24 protein-coding genes and 2 pseudogenes are annotated in these 24,312 nt (G+C 42.4%); 14 read left to right on the top strand and 12 right to left on the bottom strand.

Features of this window, described 5'->3' with window-relative positions:
- Positions 1-250: 250 nt before the first annotated feature.
- Complete coding sequence (locus tag CSQ79_RS24735; RefSeq protein WP_099703776.1) at positions 251-1,138, top strand: DUF2382 domain-containing protein; 888 nt, start codon at positions 251-253, stop codon at positions 1,136-1,138.
- 234 nt (positions 1,139-1,372) lie between these two features.
- On the opposite strand, the gene CSQ79_RS24740 is transcribed toward CSQ79_RS24735, so the two are convergent.
- Positions 1,373-1,951 carry a thioredoxin family protein gene (locus tag CSQ79_RS24740; RefSeq protein ID WP_099703777.1) on the bottom strand — a complete coding sequence of 193 codons (579 nt, stop codon included), beginning with the start codon at positions 1,949-1,951 and terminating at the stop codon, positions 1,373-1,375.
- A 409-nt stretch (positions 1,952-2,360) separates the two neighbouring features.
- Between CSQ79_RS24740 and CSQ79_RS24745 the strand changes: the two genes are divergently transcribed.
- On the top strand, positions 2,361-3,875 hold the full coding sequence (locus tag CSQ79_RS24745) for a thymidylate synthase (RefSeq protein ID WP_099703778.1): 1,515 nt from the start codon (positions 2,361-2,363) through the stop codon (positions 3,873-3,875).
- 110 nt (positions 3,876-3,985) lie between these two features.
- Positions 3,986-4,363 carry a hypothetical protein gene (locus CSQ79_RS24750; protein WP_099703779.1) on the top strand — a complete coding sequence of 126 codons (378 nt, stop codon included), beginning with the start codon at positions 3,986-3,988 and terminating at the stop codon, positions 4,361-4,363.
- Positions 4,364-4,428: 65 nt separating this feature from the next.
- Here CSQ79_RS24750 and dcd read toward each other — a convergent pair whose 3' ends face one another.
- Both dcd and CSQ79_RS24760 read right to left on the bottom strand, forming a co-directional pair.
- Positions 4,429-5,022 carry a dCTP deaminase gene (gene dcd / locus CSQ79_RS24755; RefSeq protein WP_099703780.1) on the bottom strand — a complete coding sequence of 198 codons (594 nt, stop codon included), beginning with the start codon at positions 5,020-5,022 and terminating at the stop codon, positions 4,429-4,431.
- Positions 5,023-5,074: 52 nt separating this feature from the next.
- Positions 5,075-5,611: a P-loop NTPase family protein gene (locus CSQ79_RS24760; RefSeq protein ID WP_099703781.1), complete on the bottom strand. Its 537-nt coding sequence runs from the start codon at positions 5,609-5,611 to the stop codon at positions 5,075-5,077.
- Positions 5,612-5,811: 200 nt separating this feature from the next.
- Between CSQ79_RS24760 and rph the strand changes: the two genes are divergently transcribed.
- Together rph and bchB are read left to right on the top strand one after the other, a co-directional pair.
- The gene (gene rph, locus CSQ79_RS24765) at positions 5,812-6,540 is read left to right on the top strand and encodes a ribonuclease PH (RefSeq protein WP_099703807.1); all 729 of its coding nucleotides are present in this window, start codon (positions 5,812-5,814) and stop codon (positions 6,538-6,540) included.
- A 371-nt stretch (positions 6,541-6,911) separates the two neighbouring features.
- A pseudogene (gene bchB / locus CSQ79_RS24770) lies at positions 6,912-8,437 on the top strand (ferredoxin:protochlorophyllide reductase (ATP-dependent) subunit B).
- Between the two features lie 24 nt (positions 8,438-8,461).
- On the opposite strand, the gene CSQ79_RS24775 reads toward bchB, so the two are convergent.
- The 6 genes from CSQ79_RS24775 to pgl all read right to left on the bottom strand — a co-directional run bounded on the left by CSQ79_RS24775 (position 8,462) and on the right by pgl (position 12,478).
- Positions 8,462-8,746, bottom strand: a complete 285-nt coding sequence (locus CSQ79_RS24775) for an AzlD domain-containing protein (protein WP_099703782.1) — start codon at positions 8,744-8,746, stop codon at positions 8,462-8,464.
- A gap of 34 nt (positions 8,747-8,780) precedes the next feature.
- Positions 8,781-9,428: an AzlC family ABC transporter permease gene (locus CSQ79_RS24780; protein ID WP_099703783.1), complete on the bottom strand. Its 648-nt coding sequence runs from the start codon at positions 9,426-9,428 to the stop codon at positions 8,781-8,783.
- Between the two features lie 70 nt (positions 9,429-9,498).
- The gene (locus tag CSQ79_RS24785; RefSeq protein ID WP_289501523.1) at positions 9,499-10,389 is read right to left on the bottom strand and encodes an AraC family transcriptional regulator; all 891 of its coding nucleotides are present in this window, start codon (positions 10,387-10,389) and stop codon (positions 9,499-9,501) included.
- Positions 10,355-10,858, bottom strand: a complete 504-nt coding sequence (locus CSQ79_RS28725; protein ID WP_099703785.1) for an FHA domain-containing protein — start codon at positions 10,856-10,858, stop codon at positions 10,355-10,357. Before CSQ79_RS28725 ends, CSQ79_RS24785 begins: the two co-directional genes overlap by 35 nt.
- A 24-nt stretch (positions 10,859-10,882) precedes the next feature.
- Complete coding sequence (locus tag CSQ79_RS24795; RefSeq protein ID WP_099703786.1) at positions 10,883-11,674, bottom strand: double zinc ribbon and FHA domain-containing protein; 792 nt, start codon at positions 11,672-11,674, stop codon at positions 10,883-10,885.
- A gap of 72 nt (positions 11,675-11,746) precedes the next feature.
- Positions 11,747-12,478, bottom strand: coding sequence for a 6-phosphogluconolactonase (gene pgl / locus CSQ79_RS24800; RefSeq protein ID WP_099703787.1), 732 nt, complete (start codon positions 12,476-12,478; stop codon positions 11,747-11,749).
- Between the two features lie 331 nt (positions 12,479-12,809).
- Between pgl and CSQ79_RS24805 the strand changes: the two genes are divergently transcribed.
- Positions 12,810-13,502: a class I SAM-dependent methyltransferase gene (locus tag CSQ79_RS24805; RefSeq protein WP_099703788.1), complete on the top strand. Its 693-nt coding sequence runs from the start codon at positions 12,810-12,812 to the stop codon at positions 13,500-13,502.
- Between the two features lie 118 nt (positions 13,503-13,620).
- Positions 13,621-14,280 carry a TIGR04282 family arsenosugar biosynthesis glycosyltransferase gene (locus CSQ79_RS24810; RefSeq protein WP_099703789.1) on the top strand — a complete coding sequence of 220 codons (660 nt, stop codon included), beginning with the start codon at positions 13,621-13,623 and terminating at the stop codon, positions 14,278-14,280.
- Positions 14,281-14,349: 69 nt separating this feature from the next.
- On the opposite strand, the gene CSQ79_RS24815 is transcribed toward CSQ79_RS24810, so the two are convergent.
- The gene (locus CSQ79_RS24815; protein WP_099703790.1) at positions 14,350-16,671 is read right to left on the bottom strand and encodes an ATP-dependent helicase; all 2,322 of its coding nucleotides are present in this window, start codon (positions 16,669-16,671) and stop codon (positions 14,350-14,352) included.
- Positions 16,672-16,775: 104 nt separating this feature from the next.
- On the opposite strand from CSQ79_RS24815, the gene CSQ79_RS24820 reads away from it, so the two are divergent.
- The gene (locus tag CSQ79_RS24820) at positions 16,776-18,425 is read left to right on the top strand and encodes a glycosyltransferase family 39 protein (RefSeq protein WP_099703791.1); all 1,650 of its coding nucleotides are present in this window, start codon (positions 16,776-16,778) and stop codon (positions 18,423-18,425) included.
- 19 nt (positions 18,426-18,444) lie between these two features.
- On the opposite strand, the gene CSQ79_RS24825 is transcribed toward CSQ79_RS24820, so the two are convergent.
- The gene (locus CSQ79_RS24825) at positions 18,445-18,642 is read right to left on the bottom strand and encodes a hypothetical protein (RefSeq protein WP_015188033.1); all 198 of its coding nucleotides are present in this window, start codon (positions 18,640-18,642) and stop codon (positions 18,445-18,447) included.
- 199 nt (positions 18,643-18,841) lie between these two features.
- On the opposite strand from CSQ79_RS24825, the gene CSQ79_RS24830 reads away from it, so the two are divergent.
- The 5 genes and pseudogenes from CSQ79_RS24830 (at position 18,842) to CSQ79_RS24850 (ending at position 22,212) form a co-directional block, all read left to right on the top strand.
- Complete coding sequence (locus tag CSQ79_RS24830; RefSeq protein ID WP_099703792.1) at positions 18,842-19,420, top strand: hypothetical protein; 579 nt, start codon at positions 18,842-18,844, stop codon at positions 19,418-19,420.
- Positions 19,421-19,586: 166 nt separating this feature from the next.
- Positions 19,587-20,876 (top strand): Glu/Leu/Phe/Val family dehydrogenase, encoded by a 1,290-nt coding sequence (locus tag CSQ79_RS24835; protein WP_099703793.1) that lies wholly within the window; start codon positions 19,587-19,589, stop codon positions 20,874-20,876.
- Between the two features lie 386 nt (positions 20,877-21,262).
- Positions 21,263-21,623: pseudogene (locus CSQ79_RS29060) on the top strand (transposase); the annotation flags it as partial.
- A 115-nt stretch (positions 21,624-21,738) separates the two neighbouring features.
- Positions 21,739-22,026: a type II toxin-antitoxin system BrnA family antitoxin gene (gene brnA, locus CSQ79_RS24845; RefSeq protein ID WP_099703794.1), complete on the top strand. Its 288-nt coding sequence runs from the start codon at positions 21,739-21,741 to the stop codon at positions 22,024-22,026.
- A gap of 69 nt (positions 22,027-22,095) precedes the next feature.
- Positions 22,096-22,212: a DUF4351 domain-containing protein gene (locus CSQ79_RS24850; protein WP_099703795.1), complete on the top strand. Its 117-nt coding sequence runs from the start codon at positions 22,096-22,098 to the stop codon at positions 22,210-22,212.
- Positions 22,213-22,382: 170 nt separating this feature from the next.
- Here the strand turns inward: CSQ79_RS24850 and CSQ79_RS24855 are convergent, their stop codons facing one another.
- Positions 22,383-23,465 (bottom strand): RuBisCO accumulation factor 1, encoded by a 1,083-nt coding sequence (locus CSQ79_RS24855; RefSeq protein ID WP_099703796.1) that lies wholly within the window; start codon positions 23,463-23,465, stop codon positions 22,383-22,385.
- Positions 23,466-23,611: 146 nt separating this feature from the next.
- Between CSQ79_RS24855 and ubiE the strand changes: the two genes are divergently transcribed.
- Positions 23,612-24,307, top strand: a complete 696-nt coding sequence (gene ubiE, locus CSQ79_RS24860; RefSeq protein WP_099703797.1) for a bifunctional demethylmenaquinone methyltransferase/2-methoxy-6-polyprenyl-1,4-benzoquinol methylase UbiE — start codon at positions 23,612-23,614, stop codon at positions 24,305-24,307.
- Positions 24,308-24,312 lie beyond the last annotated feature (5 nt).

A 24,312-nucleotide genomic window follows, 5' to 3' on the forward strand; every position in this document is an offset into this window, starting at 1 on the left:
TGCCTTTACATAGATATTTACTCTGTAACTAAAGACTGAATATAAGTTGTTGGAGAAGTTACCCTCTAAGAAAATGATGAATTTTTTTTGATATTTATGAGTGAATGCCTTGTTTTGACAATGTATTGAATTTAATACATACCTCCTTAAGATAGGAATTTGCATCCAATCTATTTACAACCAAAGAAAGATGGATTAATACGATAACTTTCTAGGCTAGTTATATATGAAATCGTCAGGAGGTTGCATCATGGTTCTTTACAAACTGGAAGACTTTGATTCTGACTATAGCTCTAGTTTTGATGACAACGATATCAAAGGATTCGATGTCTACACAGACGTAAATAATGAAAATGTTGGTACTGTCAAAAATATATTGGTAGACGAAGCAGGACACTTTCGCTACTTTGTTGTTGACACAGGCTTTTGGATTTTCGGCAAGGAAGTATTACTACCCGTTGGTCGTGCGCGGATCGACCAAAGTGCAAGAAGAGTAGTTGCATCAGGATTAACGAAAGAACAAGTCGAAGCATTACCAGAATTTAGTGATGACTTACGCGTAGATTACGATTATGAAGAGCGCGTACGTGGAGTTTATCGCCCTCAAACCTTAGAATCAACTGCACCGCTAGATACACCTACAGCTGCTACAGCAGGTGTTGCTCCTAGAATGGATACAACAGAATACAACAGAGATACCTACGACTACCAGTACGATGCTGATTTGTATGATATGAATCGACAAGATCAGCAATCGCTTAAGCTTTATGAAGAGCGGTTAGTTGCAAACAAGACTCGTAGAAAAGCTGGAGAAGTATCGATCGGTAAAAAGGTTGAGACAGAAACTGCTCAAGTTTCCATTCCAGTAGAGAAAGAAAAAGTTGTTGTTGAACGCACGACTCCTACTAATACTAAAGCCGTGACTTCTCCTGGAACTGATGCTTTCCGTGAAGGTGAAGTTGCACGCGTAGAGTTGCATGAAGAAGCAGCAGATGTTCAAAAAGAAGCTTTTGTGCGTGAAGAAGTCAAAGTGAAGAAAGTAACTGAACAAGAGACTGTCAATGCACAAGAGACAATTCGTAAAGAAGAGTTGGATCTAGGTAAATCAGGTAACTTAGACGTTGACAACAGAAGATAGATCGCTTTAGAAGTGTCAGTGCGTTTGATTCCTTGAAGCAATAAAAGTAATAAGTCCTTAGTTTCGACTAAGGGCTTTTTTCTACACTAATTTTCAATAGACTTCTTGCAATTATGGGTAGGTGAGGACACCCACCCTACAAATTCAGATGAATTCAGCTTTTGTGGGTTAGGCATCTTGCCTGACCAGAGTAAAAATGTGATATTGCAAGAGATTTAATAGCTTGGTAAAAGTTTAACCGTAGTAACTCGGTTCATTGCCAGGTTTCCACTTAATATTGCATCCAATACTAGGTTTTTGGTTAGAATCAATCGATTTTTCAGCTAATAGCGCATCAATTGCTGCTCGTAAATCTTTGCCGGTAACTGGTATACTGTTACTTGGTCGGCTATCATCTAACTGACCGCGATAGACTAACTTTTGATCAGCATCGAATAAAAAGAAATCTGGCGTACAAGCTGCTGTATAAGCTTTTGCTACTTCTTGGCTTTCATCAAAGCATACAGGAAATAAGAACCCAGTTTCTTCAGCCATTGCTTTTAATTGTTCTGGTGCATCGTCTGGGTATTTGTTGATATCGTTAGAGCTAATCGCAACAATTCTCACATTGCTATTAGCATAGTCTTGTCCTAAGTTGGCGAGTTCTGACTTGACATGCTTGACAAATGGGCAGTGCTGACAGATAAACATTACTAGCAATGGCTTTCCAGCAAAACTTGATAGCGAAATCGTTTTTCCAGTCACGACATTTGGTAACTCAAAGTTTGGTGCTTGAGTTCCTAAAGGCAACATTGTTGAAGCAGTTTTTACCATAATGCAGTTGCTCCTGCAAGTTTTGCATTTTAAAGGATTTGTTGATAGGGAGTTTTATTTTTATAGTAGTATCAAGGCGATTTAATTACTGACATCATGATTCTTGTTAATCGGGAATTGGTCATGGGTAATGGGAAATAGTGACTCTTGAAGTGCGAATCGCGGTTAATAACCTGGTGGATGTTGAAAGCCAATGATCTGGTGCAAGTGTTGGGTAATTTGCACCACCGTTGAGTGACAATTTGCATTCCTAAAAGTTTCTTTCAAGTCCATCTGTGTTCTCCTATTTCCAGTATCTCAGTGACTCTCTTGCTTCAAATTTCGATGCGTTTGCCCTGCTAGTCACTCATTACTATTCTCTCGCTCCATATGATACGCTAGAGGGTTTGTTACCCCCTAGCCCTGAACTATGGCAGGAACTACACAAATTTATCAGTACAAACCACTGTATAAGCCTAACCAATTGCTTTATGGTACTGGGCAAACCGCAGTTGTAACAGGATGGACAATGAAACAGGCGATCGCCAAAAAACTCCATCCCCACGAATATGCTGCGATCGGACAGTTGTATTCTCCTACGCGGGGTATTAGTTTCCTGATTCGCAATTTACTCGCCAACCCTCATGTCCGCTTTTTGGTGGTACTAAACGCTACAAAAGAAGACAGAAACGCTGGTGCGGGAATGTGTCTATTAGACTTTTTTCGGTATGGATTCGAGAAAGGTTATAGCGATACTGGGCGCGAAACTTGGGTAATTCGCTCTAAAATTACGGGTTATATTGATATTGAAATTGCAGCGGAAGCCCTCGAAAAATTACGACAATCTATTGAATGGCAAGAGGCTTTTTCAATTAATGAAGCTGTATCTCACGTACAGACTTACGCTTCAAAAGATGTAGAACCGTGGGGAACATTTTTAGAATTTCCGATTACTGAAGTTGAACCCACTGTTTTACCAGGAGTGCGTTACGGTCATCGAATTGAAGGAAAAACGATTGCTGAAACTTGGGTAAAAATTATTCATCGCATCAAAACGACTGGTACAATTCGCCCCACAGGTTACGATGGGCAATGGCAAGAATTAATTGATTTGCTGGCGATCGTCACCGACGAACCCGAAGATTTCTATTTTCCTGAACCGAATTATTTACCATGTAGTAAAAATTTTATTCAAGAATATATATCCCAAATTTTAGACGACGCACCCTATCAAGAAGGCGTGAAATACACTTATGGGCAAAGATTGCGATCGCACTTCGGGCGCGATCAAATTGAACAAGTTATTCAAAAACTCATTGCAGATATTGACTCAGCTAGAGCCGTGATGTCTCTATGGGATGTAGAAGATCATGAAGATAATAGTAGTCCCCCGTGTCTAAATCACATTTGGGTAAGAATTGTTGAAAATGAACTTGCTTTAACCGCAACTTTTCGCAGTAATGATATGTTTTCCGCATGGGCTGCAAATGCAATGGGCTTAAGAGCTTTACAACAACACATTCGTAACGAAATCGCTCATCGTTCGGAACATAACTTACACATGGGACCCTTAATTACAATTAGTCAAAGTGCTCATATATATTCCGATTGCTGGGAAAATGCAGAGCAAGTTATTCAAACTCAATATCCTAAAATTTATCAACAAAGAGACTACACAGATCCTGCAGGTAGCTTTGTCATTAATATTCAAAATGACCAAATCGTTGTCGAACACATGACACCTGGAACCGGAGAAGTTGTTAACTGCTACTTTGGTAAATCAGCAACACAACTGTATCGACAAATTGCAGCAGCTTGTCCAGGATTACAAGTCGAACACGCAATGTATTTAGGAACCGAATTACAAAAAGCACAAATGGCTTTATCTTTACAACAAGACTATCAACAAGATAAACCTTTTATACTTGTTACCTCGTACAAGTAAACATTATTTAACCTTAAAGCATATTTACTTTGAAAAGCTGTATCAAGAACTATATCTATCAATATTTCAAATTACTACTATTTTTTAGCAAACAGGAGTATTCTAGGCACATGTGGAAATTCAAACTAGGAAACCTTAGGAAGGAAGATAGATTTCCTCAAGTTTTGTCAGCCGAAGCAATACGATTGAATGCAGCTATTACTAAAGTTAAGCAGAGAGGGTTAGAACCAGATCTTGACTCAGAGATACAAGAAATTATTAGGGACATGATAGTTTTAATGCCTTTCGCCAAAAAGTTCAGAGAAATAGGACAAGCCGTACAATCTTTTTGTTCTCAACAGGACTACTTATCTACCTCTGAAACTAAAATAGCAGAACGACAAATCTTTTCACTTTACTTTGAATTAGAATCAGATAAGTCTTTTCAAAAGTTTTACAAAGCCTTGAAGCAGCAAGGGATATCAGAGTTACCATTCCTTAAAGATTAGACATAAAAGAATTCACGTATTTCTTTACTTATTTTCAAATGTGTCCTACGGGGAATACTGAAAAATCACACTTTAGCTAATGTTACAACTTGAGGCTGGTCTTGATATTTACCTTTGCGAGTTTCATAGCTTGTCGCGCAGGGTTCTCCCTCTAAAAAGAGTAATTGTACTACACCTTCTGATGCATAAATACGACAATCTGCACTTGAAGAATTGGAAAATTCTAAAGTCAAATGACCGCGCCATGCCGCTTCGGCGGGAGTTAGATTGGCTATAATGCCACAACGCGCATAAGTACTTTTACCTATGCAGATGACTGTAATATTCTCTGGAACTGCTAATCTTTCTAGTGCAACTCCTAAACCATACGAGTGTGCAGGCAAAATAAAATAACTGCCATGACTATCTGTATGCAGTTGCGTTGGCTCTAAATTCTGCGGGTTAAAATTTTTAGGATCGATGATTGTTCCAGGAATATGGCGAAAAATACGGAACTCGACTGGTGAAAGTCGAATATCGTAACCGTAGGAAGATAGACCATAGCTAATCACAGGTCTTGCCAGTGTATCTTCTTGTAATTGGCGAATTAAAGTAGGCTCAAAAGGTGCAATCATACCCTTTTGCGCCATTTGTGAAATCCAAATGTCGTTTTTAATCACAGCTATTCAGAGTCAAGCGCAACCAAAATACTAGAATATCTTGATATGGTTATTATGGGCGATCGCTTCTGCGTACTTGAGTAATTTGATCGGCAACATCAAGCAGCGGTTGCGGCATTTCGGGTCCTGTGAGAATAATGTCTACATGACTAGGGCGTTGCTCTAATAAAGCTAAGACTTCTTCTAACGCAATCAATCCGAAGTTAATCGCCAAACTTAGTTCATCTAAGACGACTAAAGAATATTTGCCCTCTAAGACAACTTGCTGTGTATGTTGCCACAATTGATGCAACGATTGGTTTTCAGCCTCATCTAATTGTGGTGTATCAATATAGCGTGGTAAGTCGCAGCGAATCCAATCTAAATGCTGTCCTAACCGCGTTGGATGTTTGTGTCCTTGATTAATCCCGCCTTTGAGGAACTGCACTACCAGAACTGGGGTTCCTTGTCCAGCAATTCGCAAAGCTTGTGCCATCACGTTCGTAAAAAAACTGCGGTGCGAACAAGTAAATACTTGCACCAACCCTTCAACTGGATAAAGTGAACTGCAAGTTGAATTTAAGGCTGGATTTTCAAGCTGGGCAACCATAGCGCAATTTTGAGTGAGGTGTGAGGACTAACAGCCAGATATATAGTGTACTTCTTCTGTTTGTCCTTTAATAAAACACTAGATATGCTTTTACGTCAACTGTCATAGAGTAGTAGTTTAACCCAAGATGTTGCAATCGCACTGCTTCCGCCAATCCAATATGTGCTGTATTCTAATCAAGGTCTTATATGGCAACAGCAATGTCCTGGCAACGTCCAGATAATCGACAATCTCACCAAATGCGTCCTCATAGCTTTGAGCTTGGCTTTACACGCTTCGCGGCTGCATCAGTACTAGCTAAATGCGGCGACACTCAAATCTTATGTAACGTTTCAATTCAGCCAGGAGTCCCCAGATTTTTAACCGACACAGGACGAGGGTGGTTAACCGCAGAATATCGAATGCTACCTGGTGCAACTCCCCAACGGCAAGAACGAGAATTTATGCGACTCTCAGGACGTACTCAAGAAATTCAACGATTGATTGGACGCAGCTTACGCGCTGCACTCGATTTTGAAGCCTTGGGAGAACGGACAGTTACAGTTGATGCAGATGTGTTGCAAGCAGATGCTGGGACTCGTACCACGGCAATTAGTGGCGGGTTTGTTGCTTTGGCACACGCGATGGATAGGTTATTACAACAAGGAGTTTTAACGCGATCGCCAATTGTTCATCAGATAGCTGCGGTTTCGGTAGGATTGTTGCAAGGTGAGCCTTTCTTAGATTTAAATTATGTTGAAGACGTCGCCGCCGAAGTTGATTTCAATGTTGTCATGAACGAAAATCTCGGCATCATCGAAGTTCAAGGAACCGCAGAATCAGGAACTTTTAGTCGTACCCAAATGAATCAAATTATGGACTTTGCAGAAAAAGGAATTCAGGAATTATTAGAAGCTCAACGTCAAGCACTTGGTGGTGTGGAATTCTAAAAAAAATTAATAATTACTGGCTTCAGAGGCTAGTGAGGATACAACGCTCACAGCAGTTGAGTAGAGAATCGATGCTCTACTCAGCGAAAAATTTTGGTAAATTCAAGTAACGACTGCAACAAAATTGTTCTAGTCCACTCAATTAACTAATACAGAACATAGCGAAAAATTAAGAATATTTGCATTTAAAGTAGCAGCGATCGCAGTTTTCCCCAACTAAAACTCTTGCCCAGCCTAACTTATAGCCTTTCATCGTTGTGATTAAGTGACGTTTTATCTACCGTTCTCACCTACCAATATCTTTGAGACAATTAGAGTCTCATAAACGCCATAAACAAACTGATAGTCATCAGCACAAGGGAGACAACTTTATGAAATTGGCTTACTGGATGTATGCAGGTCCAGCCCACATTGGTACGCTGCGCATCGCCAGTTCGTTTAAGAATGTCCACGCTATTATGCACGCCCCTTTGGGCGACGACTACTTTAACGTGATGCGCTCGATGTTAGAGCGTGAAAGAAATTTTACTCCAGTCACCGCGAGTATTGTCGATCGTAATGTACTAGCGCGTGGTTCTCAAGAAAAGGTAGTAGACAATATTACCCGCAAAGATGCAGAAGAACATCCTGATTTGATTGTGCTGACACCAACTTGCACATCAAGTATTCTGCAAGAAGATTTAAATAACTTTGTCGAACGTGCCTCAATTGAAGCAAAAGCTGATGTGATGCTAGCGGATGTGAACCACTATCGCGTTAACGAATTACAAGCAGCAGATCGAACCCTCGATCAAATCGTTCAGTACTACATTAATAAAGCCCGTCGTAGAGGCGAATTACCGACAAGTAAAACTGAAAAACCTTCAGTTAACATCATTGGTAGTTCTACCCTTGGTTTTCACAATCAGCACGACTGTACTGAGTTAAAGCGACTCATGGCTGACTTGGGTATTACAGTTAATGCAGTGATTCCTGAAGGGGCTTCAGTTCACGAATTAAAGAATTTACCCCGCGCTTGGTTTAACTTAGTGCCATATCGCGAACTCGGTTTAATGACAGCGCGATATTTAGAACAAGAATTTGAAATGCCGTATGTGGATATTACACCGATGGGTGTGGTAGAAACAGCACGATGCATTCGTAAGATTCAGCAGGTAATTAACGCCCAAGGTGCGGCTGTTGATTACGAGGAGTTTATTGAAAACCAAACGTTGTATGTTTCCCAAGCAGCTTGTTCTCACGTTCGATTGACTGTCAAAATTTAACAGGTAAAAAAGCTGTGGTATTTGGCGATAATACTCACGCAGCGGCGATGACGAAGATTTTGGCGCGCGAAATGGGGATTCATGTTGTTTGGGCGGGAACTTACTGTAAATACGACGCAGATTGGTTCCGCGAACAAGTCAGTGAATATTGCGATGAAGTGATTGTTACTGATGATAACGGTGCAATTGGCGATGCGATCGCTCGCGTAGAACCGTCGGCAATTTTTGGTACGCAAATGGAACGTCACGTCGGTAAGCGTCTGAATATCCCTTGCGGTGTCATTGCTGCACCAATTCACATTCAAAACTTCCCAATTGGCTACAAGCCATTCTTAGGTTACGAAGGCACAAACCAAGTTGCCGATTTGGTTTACAATTCCTTCACTTTAGGCATGGAAGATCACTTGCTAGAAATCTTCGGCGGACATGATACCAAAGAAGTAATTACCAAGGGAATTTCTGCAGATTCGGATTTGAGTTGGAACAAAGAAGCGCAAGCTGAACTTAATAAAGTTCCTGGTTTTGTGCGGGGGAAAGTCAAGCGCAACACTGAAAAATTTGCGCGCGATCGCGGTTTAAGCGAAATTACACTCGAAGTAATGTACGCAGCGAAAGAAGCTGTAGGTGCATAAGTTTGGGGTGGGCTTTTGCCCACTCTATGCTGCGATTGCTCCAAACACAAGACAACCTATTACAATCCGGAAAACGAGTGGTAGTTTGCAGACACTGGCGATGATGACAATGACGGTTGCCGCGATCGCACTCAATGTTTGTCGTGGTGTTTGACTCAAATCAACGACACCACTAATTGCCATAACTAAAATCACGGCGAAGGGAATATGATGCAGCCAAAATTGCATTGGTTTTGTTGCCCAAATACCGACGCTACGCATTAAGTATGTACCTAAGCCAGATAGTAGAATGATGATCCAGATGTTCATGTTAACGAACCTTACTAGATACAGAGATTGGAGATTAAGAGGATTTTTGTAATGTTGCTACGGCTGCGACTCCAAGGATGGATACGAGAATACCGAGGGTACTGATGTTTTGGAGTGTTAATACTAGGACAATACCTGTGAGAATTGTGAGAAGTGTTTGTTGATTCCAATTGATGCTATCGATGAGCAGGCAAATAAACAAGCTGGGGAGGGCGAACTGTAACCATTGCGCTGGGATTTGTTGTCCTAGTTGACAGCCGATCCATGTGCCGAGAATCCAGGAAAGCCAGCAAAACAGGTGAATGCCAGTGTAATAATGCCACGATTGGGGTTTGTGGGAGACATCTAAGGCAAAGGCTTCATCTGTGAGTCCATGTGCCAGAAATAGCTGCTGTTTGCGGTCAAATCGATTGAAAATAGGGTTAATTGCTAAACTCATGGGAATATGCCGTAGGTTCATCAGCAGCATTGTGAGGACAATACTGAACCAAGGAAGATTTTGTCTAATTCCTTCAAGTGCAGCAAATTGCGCCGCACCAGCATACACCCAAACAGACATGAGTACAGCCGCAGCATCCGAAAGCCCCGATCGCGTTGCTAACGCCCCAAAACTAATTGCAATTGGGACATATCCTACACCAACTCCTAATGCACGATTGATCCCTTTGAGAAATTCTTGCATAGGTGACAATTACCTATTACCAATTACCACCCCTCAGTTTACGTAGCGCGAATCAATTCTGTCTTGAACGTTATTGCCCTCTATACTGATATTGCCCTGGTGTGACACCTGTGATGCGTTTGAAGTGTCGTGTTAAATGACTTTGATCGGCAAAACCTGTGTTGTGGGCTACTTGGGAAATCGCACATCCTTGCGCTAAGAGTGTTTTGGCACGCGCAATGCGGATCTGTGTTAAATATTCGTGGGGTGGTAAACCAGTACACTTGCGAAACGTGCGAATTAAGTAAAACGGACTCAAGTTAGCAACGCGGGCGATCGCATCTAAGGAAATATTTTCTGCGTACTGTGCTTCTAAGTATTCTCGCACTCGCTGTACAGCATGAGGTTCTTGACTTACACTACTCCATATTGGGCGTTTTCCTGAGTGGCGTGTCACCAATTGTGCGAATGTCCACAATACGCAAGAGTCTTTTTCTAAAGTGCAAGTCTGTTTTTCTAAAGTGTGATGTAATTGGAGAATCCATCGCGCTAGTTGACAATCTTGAATGACGGCGATCGGAAAGTAAGGATTTGAGGTTTGTTGCGCATCCGAGGTAGCTTGTTGTAAAAGTTTGACATCTGGATACAACATCCGATAAGTCCAACCAATATCAAGACTTGCAGCACTACCCGTATGAACTTCCCCAGGATTGATAACAACTACACTACCTGTAGGAGCAACGTGTTTCTCTCCCTGATAACTAAACGCCTCTGCACCTTGCTCAATTACACCAATAGCAAACGTATCATGCGCGTGTCTAGAAAAGGAATGCGTGATATATCTGGCGTGCAGTAATTCTAGATGACTTAGTGCTACTTGCTCGCGCCAAAATTTGATTTTCTCCTGCTTGGCAGGTGCTTGCACAACGTGATGCCTTGACTTGGATTTAATCTTGAGGATATTTCCTAAATGGTTCGCCAATCACGGTTTCTTTTGATGGATCTTTTGGTGTCGCGGCTGGAAATTCTAAGGGTTCGCCAAAAATCGTCTCGATTGCCGTATCACGGGTTGAAGTTTGCTCTCTAAACGGCGCAGCTTTCGGTTTTGGTTGCGATACAGGTTTTTTTGTTTCTTTTATCGGTGTAGAAACAACTCCTAAGCGAATTTGAATTTGTGGCCCTGATTGTGCTAAACGAACTGTTACGCCATCTCTCACTGGCATTTTTGTAATGCGTCTATCGTCAATAAAAGTGCCATTTGCACCCAAGCTAATAATTTCCCAGTCGCCATTAGTGCAACGTAACTCAATATGTTTGCGAGAGACAACCGCGCTGTATAACACAACATTATTATCAGTGGCACGTCCTACGCAAATAACAGATTCTTCGGCAAATGTCCAATGTTGAATCGGGGTCGAATGCAGCGGGTGTAGGAGAATGAGTGTAATCACTTTGTAAATTAAAGTTGAAATTAATTAGGATATTTGAAATAAGAAAGTAACCAAGTCTCCCTTACCGAGGGCAATGCGATCGCCTGCACGCAATCGATGGCGATCGCCTGGTTGCAGTGGTTTACTGTTGATATAAGTTCCATTAGAACTGCCGACATCTTCAACAAAGTAGGCATCTCCTTCAATGCGAATATCCGCATGAATTCGCGAGACTATCTCTGAATTGGGAAATCCAGACACATCAATATCTGGAGGAATTTTGTCATTGGGCTTACCAATGTGAATCACAGCCAAATTTTGCGGCAATTCTATGTTTGTATCTGTTTGAACGTGCAACAATTTTATTGTTTGCTGCTGTAATTGGGTTTTGGAACTACCTGTAGATGATGAATTTGGGGTTGTGCTAATAAGCTCCACATTACTTACAGGAGTCGTAGGTGATGGAGTAGCTGCATCTGGTGATGTTTCTGATTGTGATGTCGGTGTTTCTACTGGTTCTACTAAGTAACTCTGACTTGATGTTTCTGCACTTGGTTGTGCACTAATTACCAAGCGCTGTGGTTCTACAAGTGGCTCAGGAGTTTCTAATTCTGGAATTTCATTGCCAACATCCGTACTGATCTCACCTGCGAAAATTTCTTCTGTTGCTCGACTTGCTTTTAAGTTAAAACCACATTGACCGCAGAAACTTGCGTCTGTTTGTACCGTTGCTCCACAATTAGGACAACTTGCGGTAGCAGGTAAAGGAGTATAGCAAGCCTCGCACGTTTGCGCTCCGTCGGGGTTGGAGTGATTACAGTTAGGACAGACAATCATGAATTCTTTCCATCAAAATTGAGCGTCGAGTTTGCTTAACCGAACATACTACGTCAAATTTTAGTCATTAATTTAGGATTCAGCAGCAGTAGAAACCTGTAACTCTTCCCCCGCATCTCGATCGAGTAGCCACCATAATTCTCCTTGGGGTTGAATTAAGCGGCTAGGATAACTAAAGTCGTCAGCATCAGTTGCAAACACTTGCGCTAAAGCAGATTTTTTGTCTGCACCAGCAACTACAAACATCACACATCGTGCGTGATTAATCAACGGCACTGTAAATGTAATTCGGGGTTCATTCTGCTTGTTGCCAACGGCTATCAAGCCGCTTGCTTGCAATGCCTCAGTGTGCGGAAACAAAGACGCAGTATGTCCATCGTCTCCCATACCTAGCAAAATAATATCAAACTGGGGAAACTCCCCACCACTGGTTTGAAAGAGCGTTTGGAGATGTTCTTCATACTTGCTGGCAGCGACTGCCGGTTCAACTTCATTTGTAGGAATTGGGTGAATGTTTTCTTCAGGAAGATTAACGCGATCCAACCAAGCTTGGCGTGCCATGAGTTGATTGCTATTAGGGTCATTTGGTGGCACATAACGTTCATCGCCCCAGAATACGTGAATTTTATCCCAAGGTAGCTGTTGCGCGGCGATCGCCTCATACAAAGGCTTAGGTGTACTTCCTCCAGATAACGCAATTGTACACATCCCACGCTCGGCGATCGCATGAGTCATCTTAGTGACAGTTAAATGCAGCGATCGCTCAATTAATGCTGGTTTATCTGATAAAACTTCAATTTTCATCGCTTAATATTAATTTGCTCCAGCATTAACATACTGGAACTTTTAAATTTTAGTTTTATATTCTGGTAATTATTAAATAATATTTCTTTTTATATCTCTTTACATAACACAAAAATATATACTCTGTATAATTTCTTATCCTCCAGTCAAAATATGCAAACAATTGATTCATCAAGCAGAGCATGCAAAAACTCATAAATTTTTGCCTCAGTAATATCACTTAAAGCTCTTATCCTGCTTCGTTTGATTCATTAGAGCGAGTTTGAAAATTGCTGGTGAGCAGTAAGAATTAAAATAGGATTGTACTGCTTCTATTTGTTTGAATTTTGTGATGCGTTGCCCTCGATGTTTACAAAACGTCAACGAAACAATTCAACGCTGTCAGTGTGGGTTTGCGCTTGATGATGTAACATCAGCAGATTTAAAAGATTGGTTTGCCGAAATAAAACAAATCTTAGAAAATGCGTATACTGCTGCACCGACACCCTGGCAGCAATCGGGTAAAAGCGGCACATTTGAGGAGTGGACAAGACTTCGTGTGGCAAACATAGCAGCAGTGAATCAACCAGGCAAGTATCTTGATATTGGTTGCGCCAATGGATACTTGCTAGAGTGTCTAGTTGCATGGTCGCGGCTGAAGGGAATTGAGTTAACACCGTACGGTCTAGACTATTCAGTAAAACTAGTTGCCTTAGCTCAGGAACGTCTATCAACTTATGCTGATAACATTTATGTCGGTAATGCTTGGAATTGGACTCCACATCAACGCTTTGACTACGTGCGAACTGAACTGAATTATGTACCGCGTAATTATCAAAAACGTTTTGTTGAGCGATTGATAGCGGAGTTTGTTGCTAAGGATGGTCGGTTGATCATTTCACAATACCGCAGCCGCTGTGATGATTTGAGGCAAGGCTGGATTGATTGTGATTTAGTCGGGTGGGGTTTTGAAGTTATTGAGATTCATTCGGGTTATAGCGAAGGTGGTTTAGAATTATGTCGTGTAGCGGTTTTGCAGCCGTAAACGCATAGATCAGCAGGATAACATAAGAATCGCTGTACTTGACTGTAGAAAGCTGGTTGAGTTCGAGAGGTTGTCTGCGGCAGGTGAACGGCACCGTTATTGTTTTAGATAATTCAGCGTGAGTTCTATAAATTCAGTTCCAGAACATTTAATTGTATTTACGCGCTATCCAGAGCCAGGAAAAGCAAAAACAAGATTAATCCCAGTATTAGGAGCTACAGCAGCAGCCCAGTTACAACGGCAAATGACTGAGCATACACTTTTACAAGTCAGCAAATGCGATCGCTCGCTAACAGTAGAAGTGCGTTTTGCTGATGGTAATTTAGAATTAATGCAACAATGGCTAGGTCATTCTCTTGACTATCAACCTCAAGGCGAAGGTGACTTAGGTGAAAAAATCAAGAGTGCTTTATCTGCGGCTTTTGCGCGTGGTAGTCAACGAGTTGTGACTATTGGCACTGATTGTCCTGGTGTAACCGCAGAGTTACTTGCAACGGCTTTTCATCAATTGCATGAATACGATCTAGTTCTTGGTCCAGCAATCGATGGTGGATATTATTTAATTGGTGTTAATCGGCTGATTGCAGAACTTTTTAATGGTATTTCTTGGGGAAGTAGTGAGGTTTTGCAACAAACACAAGCGATCGCCCAAAAGCTGAACTTATCGGTTGTCATGCTTCCTCCTTTAGCAGATATTGATCGCCCTGAAGATTTAGTCGTGTGGGAGCAAATTGCTCGTCAAACTTCAGATAGTAGGGGTCAGAGAGCCGAGGTCTGAGATCGGGGTTAAAAGCGAGATTTGAGCAATGACTCCGAACATCTTGAGTATCCTAGCCATGTACAACAGCTAATTACTTCTAACAACTGATTTGGGAAATTGCTTTTTCAAAGCCGGAAACACAGGACAAGGCGATCGAGTTTCAAAATTCTCTGGTTTACTCCAGGTAAAAGGAGCTTTTTGAGCTGCCGACATCCACAATAAACGTTTAGCTCGTGTCATCGCAACGTACAGTAAACGATATTCCTCAGCAGTTTTGAGTTGTTTTGCTTGTTCACTTGCTGCCGTAACATTAGGTAAAGGAAATTCTTCATGCAGTGCAGCACGAATTTGGGCACGGGCGACTTCTGCAAGCGTAAAGTCGCCGAGAAATTTAACTTGCGGTGGTATCCAGAAACTTCCAGGAATCAAGTTTTCGTGTAAGAACGGGATAAACACATAATCCCAGTCTAGCCCTTTAGCTTTGTGCATCGTAATGATCGTAACTTGACCAGGACGAGTGTAGCGTGCCTCAACTTCTTCGGTTTCGACTGGTTCAAAGCGTTCAGAACTGACAATTTCATTCAAGACAAATATTGCCTCACTAGAACTATTGCCAGTAATTTGTCGCGAAACTCGTTCAGCTAGTTTGTCAGCAGTGGCTAGTTCTGCTTGGTCGTATTTGAGTTCAGAAGCGATAAACGCAATTAGTTGATAGTAAGGTAACTCCATCCGCGCACGCAGCATACTGCAGCATAAGTTCCGCGCTTGTAGCGCCGCTTCAGATGAGGGTGGATCTAAAGGTCCAGGATAGAGAAATTGTTCAGGGACACTCGCCAGTGCATTGAGGTCTTGTGTGGGAATCAGCTGACGCTGGACGAGAACTTCTAGCGCGGCTTTTAAGTAGTCAGAAGAATGGGGGCGATCAAGAAATTGCAGCATTGCCAAAATTTCTGCCGGAACGTGTGAGTGGCGATCGCTTTCTGAGACTTCATAAAGTGGTATGTTATGTTCGCGACAAATTGGTGTCAGTTCTGACACTAACCACCGTCCCTGGCGGTTTTCACGGACTAAAATCGCTGCACTGCTGTTGGGATTTTCTCCAAATAGCTCTATTAAACGTTTGCCAATTAATTCTGCTGTGTGGTGGATATCTCGTGGTGTGCATAGTTCTAATCCACGACCAACTGGGACAGGATTTGCATCAGGTTGCGGATCGCTATCAGCAACAGGTCGAATTTTTTGCATGCGAAATGGAAGTGCAACAGATTGTTTGTTCTGACTTCCATAAGCCTGATTGACCCAATTTAAAGTGAAATTCGCAGCTTCAATAATCATTTGACTACTGCGACCTGCTTGATCCATCGTTGCTAGTCGGTTCTGAGATCGGCACTCTTCACAAAAGGCGCGAAAATAGATCGGGTCAGCAGGTGTAAACGTTGAGTTAATGGCTTGATTAGGATCGCCAACACGAATCAAGTGTGGAGAAGCTTCTGGAGTATTAGGATCGCTAGCGAGAATTTCTAATAATTTGGTTTGTAGTGGGGTAGAGTCTTGCGCTTCATCTTCAAATACTGCAAACACTTGATTTTGCTCGAACTTACAAGCGTTAGGGTTTTCTAGTACGCGCAATGCTGCCAGAATCATGTCGTCGTAGTCGATCAAGTCACGCGATCGCATGAGATTTTCGTACTGTTCGTACAACCCAGCGGCAATTTCTAAAATTCCATAATCATCAGTTGTTTGCGTGCTTAATTTCTGTAGCTGTTGTGGTTGATAGCCCGAACTTTTTGCTTCATGAATCGCGGTAGCAGCTAAATCCGGTAAAACGTCGGTTCGCAGTACCGATTGACGACGTAACCTTTCGGTTTCTTCTCCATCAAAGTACAATCCTTCGAGTAATTGAGAATAACGTCGCGGATGGTTCGCAATCCACTGCTCAACGCACGTCCGAATTAACCGATGACCTTGATTAGGTGTAATCAGAGTGGCATTCTCTAGCTGTAAGCCTGATAAGTCAGGATGACGCGTGGCAATATTTAAGGCAAGCCCGTGGAGGGTGTGAACAACGAACCCAGTAGGAGGTAAGGATAATTCTTCACGCAGGTATTTACGCACTTTGGCTTTGATATTAGCTGCCGCTGAACGCGTAAACGTGACAATCACGATCTGGCGTCGGGCGTGGAGTTGGTAACGAGCGATCGCTAATGCCGCTGCTGCTGCCATTCCTGTAGACTTTCCCGCGCCTGGAACTGCACTGACTGCTAAAGCACCACCCTGCCAATCTGCCATTTGCTGTTGTCCAGAACGCAAGCTATTTCTAATTCGTTCCCAAGCCGCGATGCGGAGTGTAGAGGCAGGAGGAGGCAATGATAATTCGGATTCGGTATGAGTAAAATTCGCGTCTGGCATTTTTTAGAGGTTAGGGGCGAAGGGTTAGGGGCGAGGGCTGATAACCTTTAACCATTGATTTATGCGATCGCACCCTCTCCTTTTATTACACTGATAGTTTATAAATGACAAATTCTAAACATTTTCACTACTTTGCCTTGATTGCAGTCATTTTGGTTGGTGGGCTGCTGCGGTTTTGGCATCTAGATTTGAAGTCATTTTGGTTAGATGAAATTATTACAGCCTTATTCAGTCTGGGGCGAAACTACAATGACGTGCCTTTGAATGTTGTGTTTCCCGTAGAGGATCTGTCGCAAATTTTCAGTTTTAAGGCTGCGCTATCTTGCCCCCAGATTGCAGCAAATCTTGCTACTCAGTCTGTGCATCCACCACTATTTTTTTGTTTACTTCACAGTTGGGTACAAATACCTTGCGTCAGCATAGTGGATCGGGGTTTGGTGTGGAGTTTGCGATCGCTTCCGGCTTTATTTGGCGTTGCGGCGATCGCAGCAATTTACTGGCTGAATGCGATCGCCTTTTCACGCAGTGCAGGACTCGTAGCAGCAGCTTTTATGGCAGTTTCACCTTTTGCTGTGTATTTATCACAAGAAGCGCGTCATTATACATTGCCTATCCTGTTGATTACTTTATCACTCGTAGGACTAACCCAGATTCAAAAGGATTTAGTGCAACATAAGCTACGCTATTTTACTTGGTTGGGATGGATCGCGGTAAACTGTCTTGGTTTTTACACTCACTACTTTTTTATTCTGGCGTTCGTTGCTCAGGTAGTTACCTTACTTGCACTTATGTACTCGCGACGCCGTAGCTTGTCACGTTACAGCTTCTTAGCGATCGCTGTGTCAATTTTAGTGGTTGTCGCTAGCTTTATTCCGTGGTTGCTGGCGATGTTGAGTCACGCTAATCGTTCAGAAACAACATGGTTATCACAGTCAAATCCTATTGCTCCGATTTATCAAACCCTGGCTAGTTGGGTGCTAATGCTAATAGCGTTACCTGTGGAGAATCAGCCTTGGTGGATTGCAATTGTTGTCGCTTTGGTCATGATATTGTTCAGCATTTGGAGCGCACAGCTTATTTTCAGAGGTTTAAAGCAACTGTGGCATTCTCCAAAAACTCATTTATCAACAAAAATGCTATTGAGTTTTACAATAATTGTCTTACTAGAGATGTTCGTTATTGTTTACTTTTTAGGCAGAGATATCACAATTGCCCCGCGCTATAACTTTGTTTATTATCCTAGTTTTTGCGCTTTAGTAGGAGCAAGCCTGACTGTTCAAAATTTTAAATTCCAACTGCCTAATGCTAAGTATATTGTTATCGTTTTTGGGTTAATAAGTTCTATTTTTGTAGTGAATAATTTAGCTTTTCAAAAACCATTTAATCCTAAGCTTGTTGCTCAAAATATGAATTTAGAACCTACTATACCGCTGATGATGGTAGTAGGATATGAAACTTATCAAGATGTTGCCCTAGGATTAAGCTTCGCTTTAGCGTTAGAGAAAATCAGAGACGATCGCATTCCTACCCACTTGGCTTTTTTCGCGCGATCGCCAGGATATGAATTTGTTTGGCAAAAGCTGTCTACATCACTGTCACCCGATGCAACACAACTCAATTTGTGGGTAGTTGCTTCTGGATTAAGACGCCGTGCCTATCCTCCACAACTGACATTATCAAACAAGCAGTGTGCTATTGACACTACACAACACTACCGCATCGGTATTCCCTATCAGCTTTATCGCTGTAATTAGTTATATTTTTTTCTAAAGACTAAGAAGCATCTTGCTGCTGTGCTTTGAGATCGCGTTCCATCTGCGCCATAATCGCGTTTCTTACCCATTCCGATTTGTCGGGAAGCGATCGCACATATTTATCAACTTCTACGGGCAAGCGAATCGCTAATGGAGACGCTGCTAGTTCCATGCGATGCTTGACAAACTTTTGTGGATTTCCCCCTTCTTTTGCCATATTTTTTAATGTTTACGATAGATCTTCTTATGATAAAATATTTCTTATGAGTTGAAAGCCAGAGGAACTAAAGTTACCAGCTTACCCTCCTCTGGCTCAACCTCAGAACGTGAAGTATACACAAGATCTACAGCACACAAGGTCTACTGATAATGTATACGCGAGGTCTACAGAAACTCATGTATACAGGAGGTATATAATGCATTTTACCCAATCATCCAATTTTGCGATCGCTTCAACGGAAATAAATCAATATTTTTCTTCCAAGCTTCCCAAAAACCCAGTTGAACTCAAACCGCTTGTTGCTAAAAAAATTAAAGTTGAGCGCGTTGGATTTACCCGTAATGCCTCAAACACCCCGTATATTGTTTATCTAGTGGGAGAACGCCGCTGTTGTACGTTCATCAAACGCAAAGTTTTGACATCTTTAATTCAAAAACTGCTGAAACTCACGCATCGTATTACTGAAGCTATTCGCAGCCTTACACTCAACTCAACAAGAGGACTGCAAATTAAAACTATGTCCGATGCAGTCTGTATCAAGCATCATGATGTCGTGAAGTTTTTAGAGAACTACAACACCGTAGCACTAGAATCTATCACTCCTACTATCAATTGTGACTGTAACGATCGAGATGGAATATGCGTTCATGCGATCGCGCAGTTGTTTGTGACGTTAGGCGATCGCCTTCCTACTTTCACCTTTTCAGCCGAAGCACCGATTAAACCCGTACGTCCTTTAACAAACTTAAGATTTGCTAGACAACTCACCAATTAGTCACACAAAAACGATATCCAGTCTTTGTTACAAAAATCTTTTTGGTAGTAGATGCAATTCGCAAAAACTCAAATTGTTACACTAGCTCGATTTTCGCTAAAAAACGGCATAAACTACAAACAGAGACTTATTCTGTAGTCAAAGCTACAGTGAATAAAAGACTATTATGGTAGAAGCATCAGTACTACCCTTAGAGGCTCCTTCTCCTGCACACATCTGTCCCTTCGATCAAGCGTGTAGTTATCTAGAGCAAGCAGCCAAAGAATTACAACTCGACCCAGGCTTGTTAGCAGTTCTCAGTCACCCCCGCAAAGTTGTCACTGTTTCAGTTCCTGTGAAATTAGATAGCGGTGAAGTGCAAGTACTTGCAGGACATCGAGTGCAGCATAGTGATATCTTGGGACCTTATAAAGGTGGAATTCGCTATCATCCAGCAGTCACACTGCGCGAAGTATCAGCTTTGGCAATGCTGATGACGTGGAAATGCGCGTTGCTAGGAATTCCCTATGGTGGTGCTAAGGGAGGAATCGCGTTAGATCCAACTCGTTATAGTATCGGAGAGTTAGAGCGAATTACGCGTCGTTATACCAGTGAGTTAACTAAAGATATTGGTCCAGAGGTGGACATCCCTGCGCCTGATATGGGAACTTCTGCCCGCGAAATGGCGTGGATTATGGATACCTACTCAGTCAATGTCGGTCATGCAGTTCCAGGTGTTGTTACGGGTAAGCCAATTTCAATTGGTGGTTCGAGAGGGCGCGAACAGGCAACAGGACGGGGAGTAATGATCGTCGTGCGAGAAGCTTTAGCAGCACGAGGTCAGTCGCTGGTAGGAGCAAGAATTGCCATTCAAGGGTTTGGTAATGTTGGTAGCGCTGCAGCATTATTACTCCATGAAGCCGGAGCGAAAATTATTGCAGTTTCCACAGGTTCTGGTGGTCTTTTTTCAGAAAAAGGTTTAGATATTCCAGCATTAAAAAACTATGCAGTAGCAAACCGCAAGCGAATTTCTGGTTTTGCCCAAGGAACTCCAATTACAAATACGGAATTATTAACTTTGCCTTGTGATGTGTTGATTCCAGCAGCGTTAGAAAATCAAATCACTGAAGAAAATGCACATCAAGTCCAAGCATCAATTGTGGCAGAAGCAGCAAACGCACCCGTAACATTAATGGCACATAGGGAATTAGAAGCGCGGGGTGTCACTGTGCTACCAGATATTTTGACGAATGCTGGGGGAGTTGTTGTCAGTTACCTAGAGTGGGTGCAAGGACTTTCTTACCTATTTTGGGACGAACAGCGCGTCAATCGGGAAATGGAAGCATTGATGGTTAATGCTTATCAGCAAGTCATCAAACAGTCGCAAAAGCGGCAAGTTCCATTACGGTTAGCTGCCTATACTTTAGGCGTGGGTCGCATTGCCCAAGCACTAAGCGATCGCGGTTTGTATCCTTAGATGCCCTCCGACTGAAGTCGGGGCTACTCAAGCCAAGTGTACGAAGGTACACTAAAACAAGATTCTTGTAACTAATTCCACGGAGGTGGTCTTCGTTTAGTTAGCGGCGAATTCATTCGCACTCGCATTCTTCAGGAACTCGATGCTGATTCAAAATGAGAAGATTGCGGCTATGTCATGGTAGATGTATGCATGAATGAGACTTAAAGAGCGATCGCTTACGTTAATGATGTAGTTACAGCAGATGGTCAAAGCCGATGTCAGCACCAAAAAGTTAATTAGTCTCGCACCCGATAACTGGGTCAATAAGAGGATGGGGGACAAGGGGAATCTTCATCGGTCTTTTCCCCCTTCTCCGTGTCACCCCCTCCCCGCGTCCTCTTTGACGTGCGGATGAACAATTAAATCAACTAGAGACGGTTTTAGCATTTTTTGCTACCTTCGTGCTTGATAGTGCGTTAGTGCAAGAGATTATGAGGTGGGATATGGCTGTGTTAAGGGAGTCGCCTTGGTATCAAGAAATTGAGCAGCGGGGAATACGCATCGGTGAGGAACTCGGTGAACAACGCGGGCGAAGCACAGGAAATTTTATCCAACATTGCCACCATTTTAGAGGTGAAATTGGGTAGTGAGGGCTTGGAATTAATGTTCCAAGTAGCCCAGATTTCTGATTTAGAGGGGTTGCAGGAAATTTTACGCAGCATTGTTGTAGCAAATACACTTGCAGAACTGCCGGATGTTTTGTAATCAAATCTAGGTAAAAATTAGGCAGTAATTGATGTAATGAGTAGTTAGTAAGTAAGTACGAATTTTGTAGGAGAATTTACCTATTGGAAAAGTACAAAAAGAGAGCGAGAGATTTATGAGCAATATTTCTATTGAAGAACTGGAACAGAAAATTGAGGCTGGCGAAGAAGTGATTGATCAGTATTTTGACCCTGCCACCACACGAGTTGGCACACCCCACTTGATGACTTCACGTAGAGGACAAGATCAGACAATCACCAATTTAGAGATTCCGCTTGCCATGCTGAATGAGCTTGACCAAATGGCGAACGAACTCAATATTAGCCGTCAAGCTGTGATTAAAATGATGCTACGACGCGCTCTCGATGAACACTATTTAGCGAAGCGATTGACATCATCATGAAATTGCTCAGCTTAGACAAAGCGCGATCGCCCGACAATTGACAAAAGGTTGGGAGAATTACCCCAACAGATGCGTACTTCAGTTTTGGGTTTGCCATTGCCTGCATTGAAAGATTTAAGTGAAGCTTTACTGGATTTTATGAGTATGGCTGATTTGCAAGCTTGGTTGGTACAACAGGTTGGTTGAGAGTTTTGAATTGTTTACGAAGAAAAGTACCGGAGGCATTACTATCAGTTTTGAGTTCTGTTAGCGTAGCGGTGGCTTAGCACGTTTTGAATTGAAGAAAATAACTCATAACTCTCTATTACCCATCACCCAACAAATGTTGTGTGTGATATTTAATTATGCCCACCTACTTACTCATCAATTTGCCACGAATCTTTTGTCAGTTCCTCATCGACAATTCGCTTAGGACGCAGTACGAGAACAACTCGACCGAGTAACGGAGTATTAGTAGCGGTATCGAACCACTGAAATTCTAATTGTCCTGATTGTTCAACAACAAAGTAGCTGTTCGCATCCCATTCACGTTGGGAACGATCGACAAGAACCAAGACTTGTTCTTTACTACTATCGGTTTGGTTTGGCAAGCGATCGCCTTTACACAAAATCACGACAGGATCTTGTGTCCCTAAAACAACCTGCCATCCTGGGATTGGTATCCATGCTTGTTCTCCAGCAAACTTGACCATGCGAAACGGTTCAATTTCTTCAACAAAGGGAACTGCTTTAAAGTCATCTACCTTCAGAGGTATTTCACCAACAACAGGCACAAGACACGGTAATTCTTCCTCAGCTTCAAGACGATAGAATGGTAAACGAGGCGCAGGGCGCTTAGCAGCAGCAGTAAAATCAACTAAAAGTTGCTCAATTTGTTCTCTAGCAGTTGCAGTATGCGCAAATCTTAAGCCTTTAGCAATAAGACGCGATCGCTCTTGTAAATCATTTTTTTGCCGCGCCAGTTTCCAAGATTGATACGCTAGTGCATCACCAGGATGATTAGTAAAGCCTGCGGGTAATGTCCGAAATCGCGAGAAGTCTTTAACGGCTTTAGCAACTTCTTTTGCTTCATCTGCATCAAGTCGGTGCAATAAAATTAACTCAGCAGCAGCAGCACGTTCAGCTTGAGTCAATAAGCGCAGTTCATATAATACATCACTACCCCGCTGGGCATAATGCGATCGCACTTCAGGTGGTGCTTCAGCTTTCTCAATCGAATCGTATACTTGTGCGCCGACAATCACTTGATTTTGCTGTACTGGTTCAAATCCAGTTGCTTCAAAAATTGCTTGGGAATTATAACCCGACTTTTGTAATTTGGCACAAGCTTTGCCCCATTCTACCCAATTGCCCTGCTTTTGCCGCAGCGATCGTAACAATTCCTCAATCACTTCTTGGGATTCACCACCATTAGCAGGATTCGCCGGTAATTCAGTCATAATCTCAGCAACTCTTCAGCACAAATTCTATTTTAATCTGAAGAGTGTAGAGGAGTAGAGGGGCGGAGGAGCAGAGGAGAAATACTACAATAAAATTCTTTTGCACTAACCACTAGTCACTAATAACTAATCACTAGCTACTCCCTATGACTTCAACTCAAATCCGCAATATTTTCGACCGCATTGCTCCAGTTTATGACCAAATGAATGATTGGCTGAGTTTAGGTCAGCATCGCGTTTGGAAGCAAATGACTGTGAAATGGAGTTGTGCAAAAACGGGAGATAAGTGTCTTGATTTATGTTGTGGTAGTGGCGATTTGGCATTACGACTAAGTCGTGTAGTAGGAACTACAGGTGAAGTGTATGGCGTTGATTTTTCACCGCAGTTACTAGCGATCGCGCAACAACGTTCTCAACAACAGTATCCTTCTTCGTCAATTACTTGGATTGAAGCTGATGTTTTAGAATTACCTTTTGCAGATAGTTCTTTTGATGCGGCGACAATGGGCTACGGATTGCGTAATGTTGTAGACATTCCCCATTGCTTTCAAGAATTACACCGCGTCCTCAAACCCCGCGCAACAGCCGCTATTCTCGACTTTCATCGCCCTAGTAATTCACAATTACGTGCATTTCAGCAGTGGTATCTCGATACATTGGTTGTCCCACTAGCACGTCAACTTGGCTTAACAGAAGAATATGCTTACATCAGTCCCAGTTTAGAACGATTTCCCACAGGTCAAGAACAAGTCAAATTAGCACAACAAGCAGGCTTTGCTGAAGTGACACACTACCCCATCGCTAACGGTATGATGGGAGTATTGACGATAAAAAAATCATAATGCAA

Origin of the sequence: Gloeocapsopsis sp. IPPAS B-1203 (assembly GCF_002749975.1) — a bacterium.
GTDB lineage: Bacteria > Cyanobacteriota > Cyanobacteriia > Cyanobacteriales > Chroococcidiopsidaceae > Gloeocapsopsis.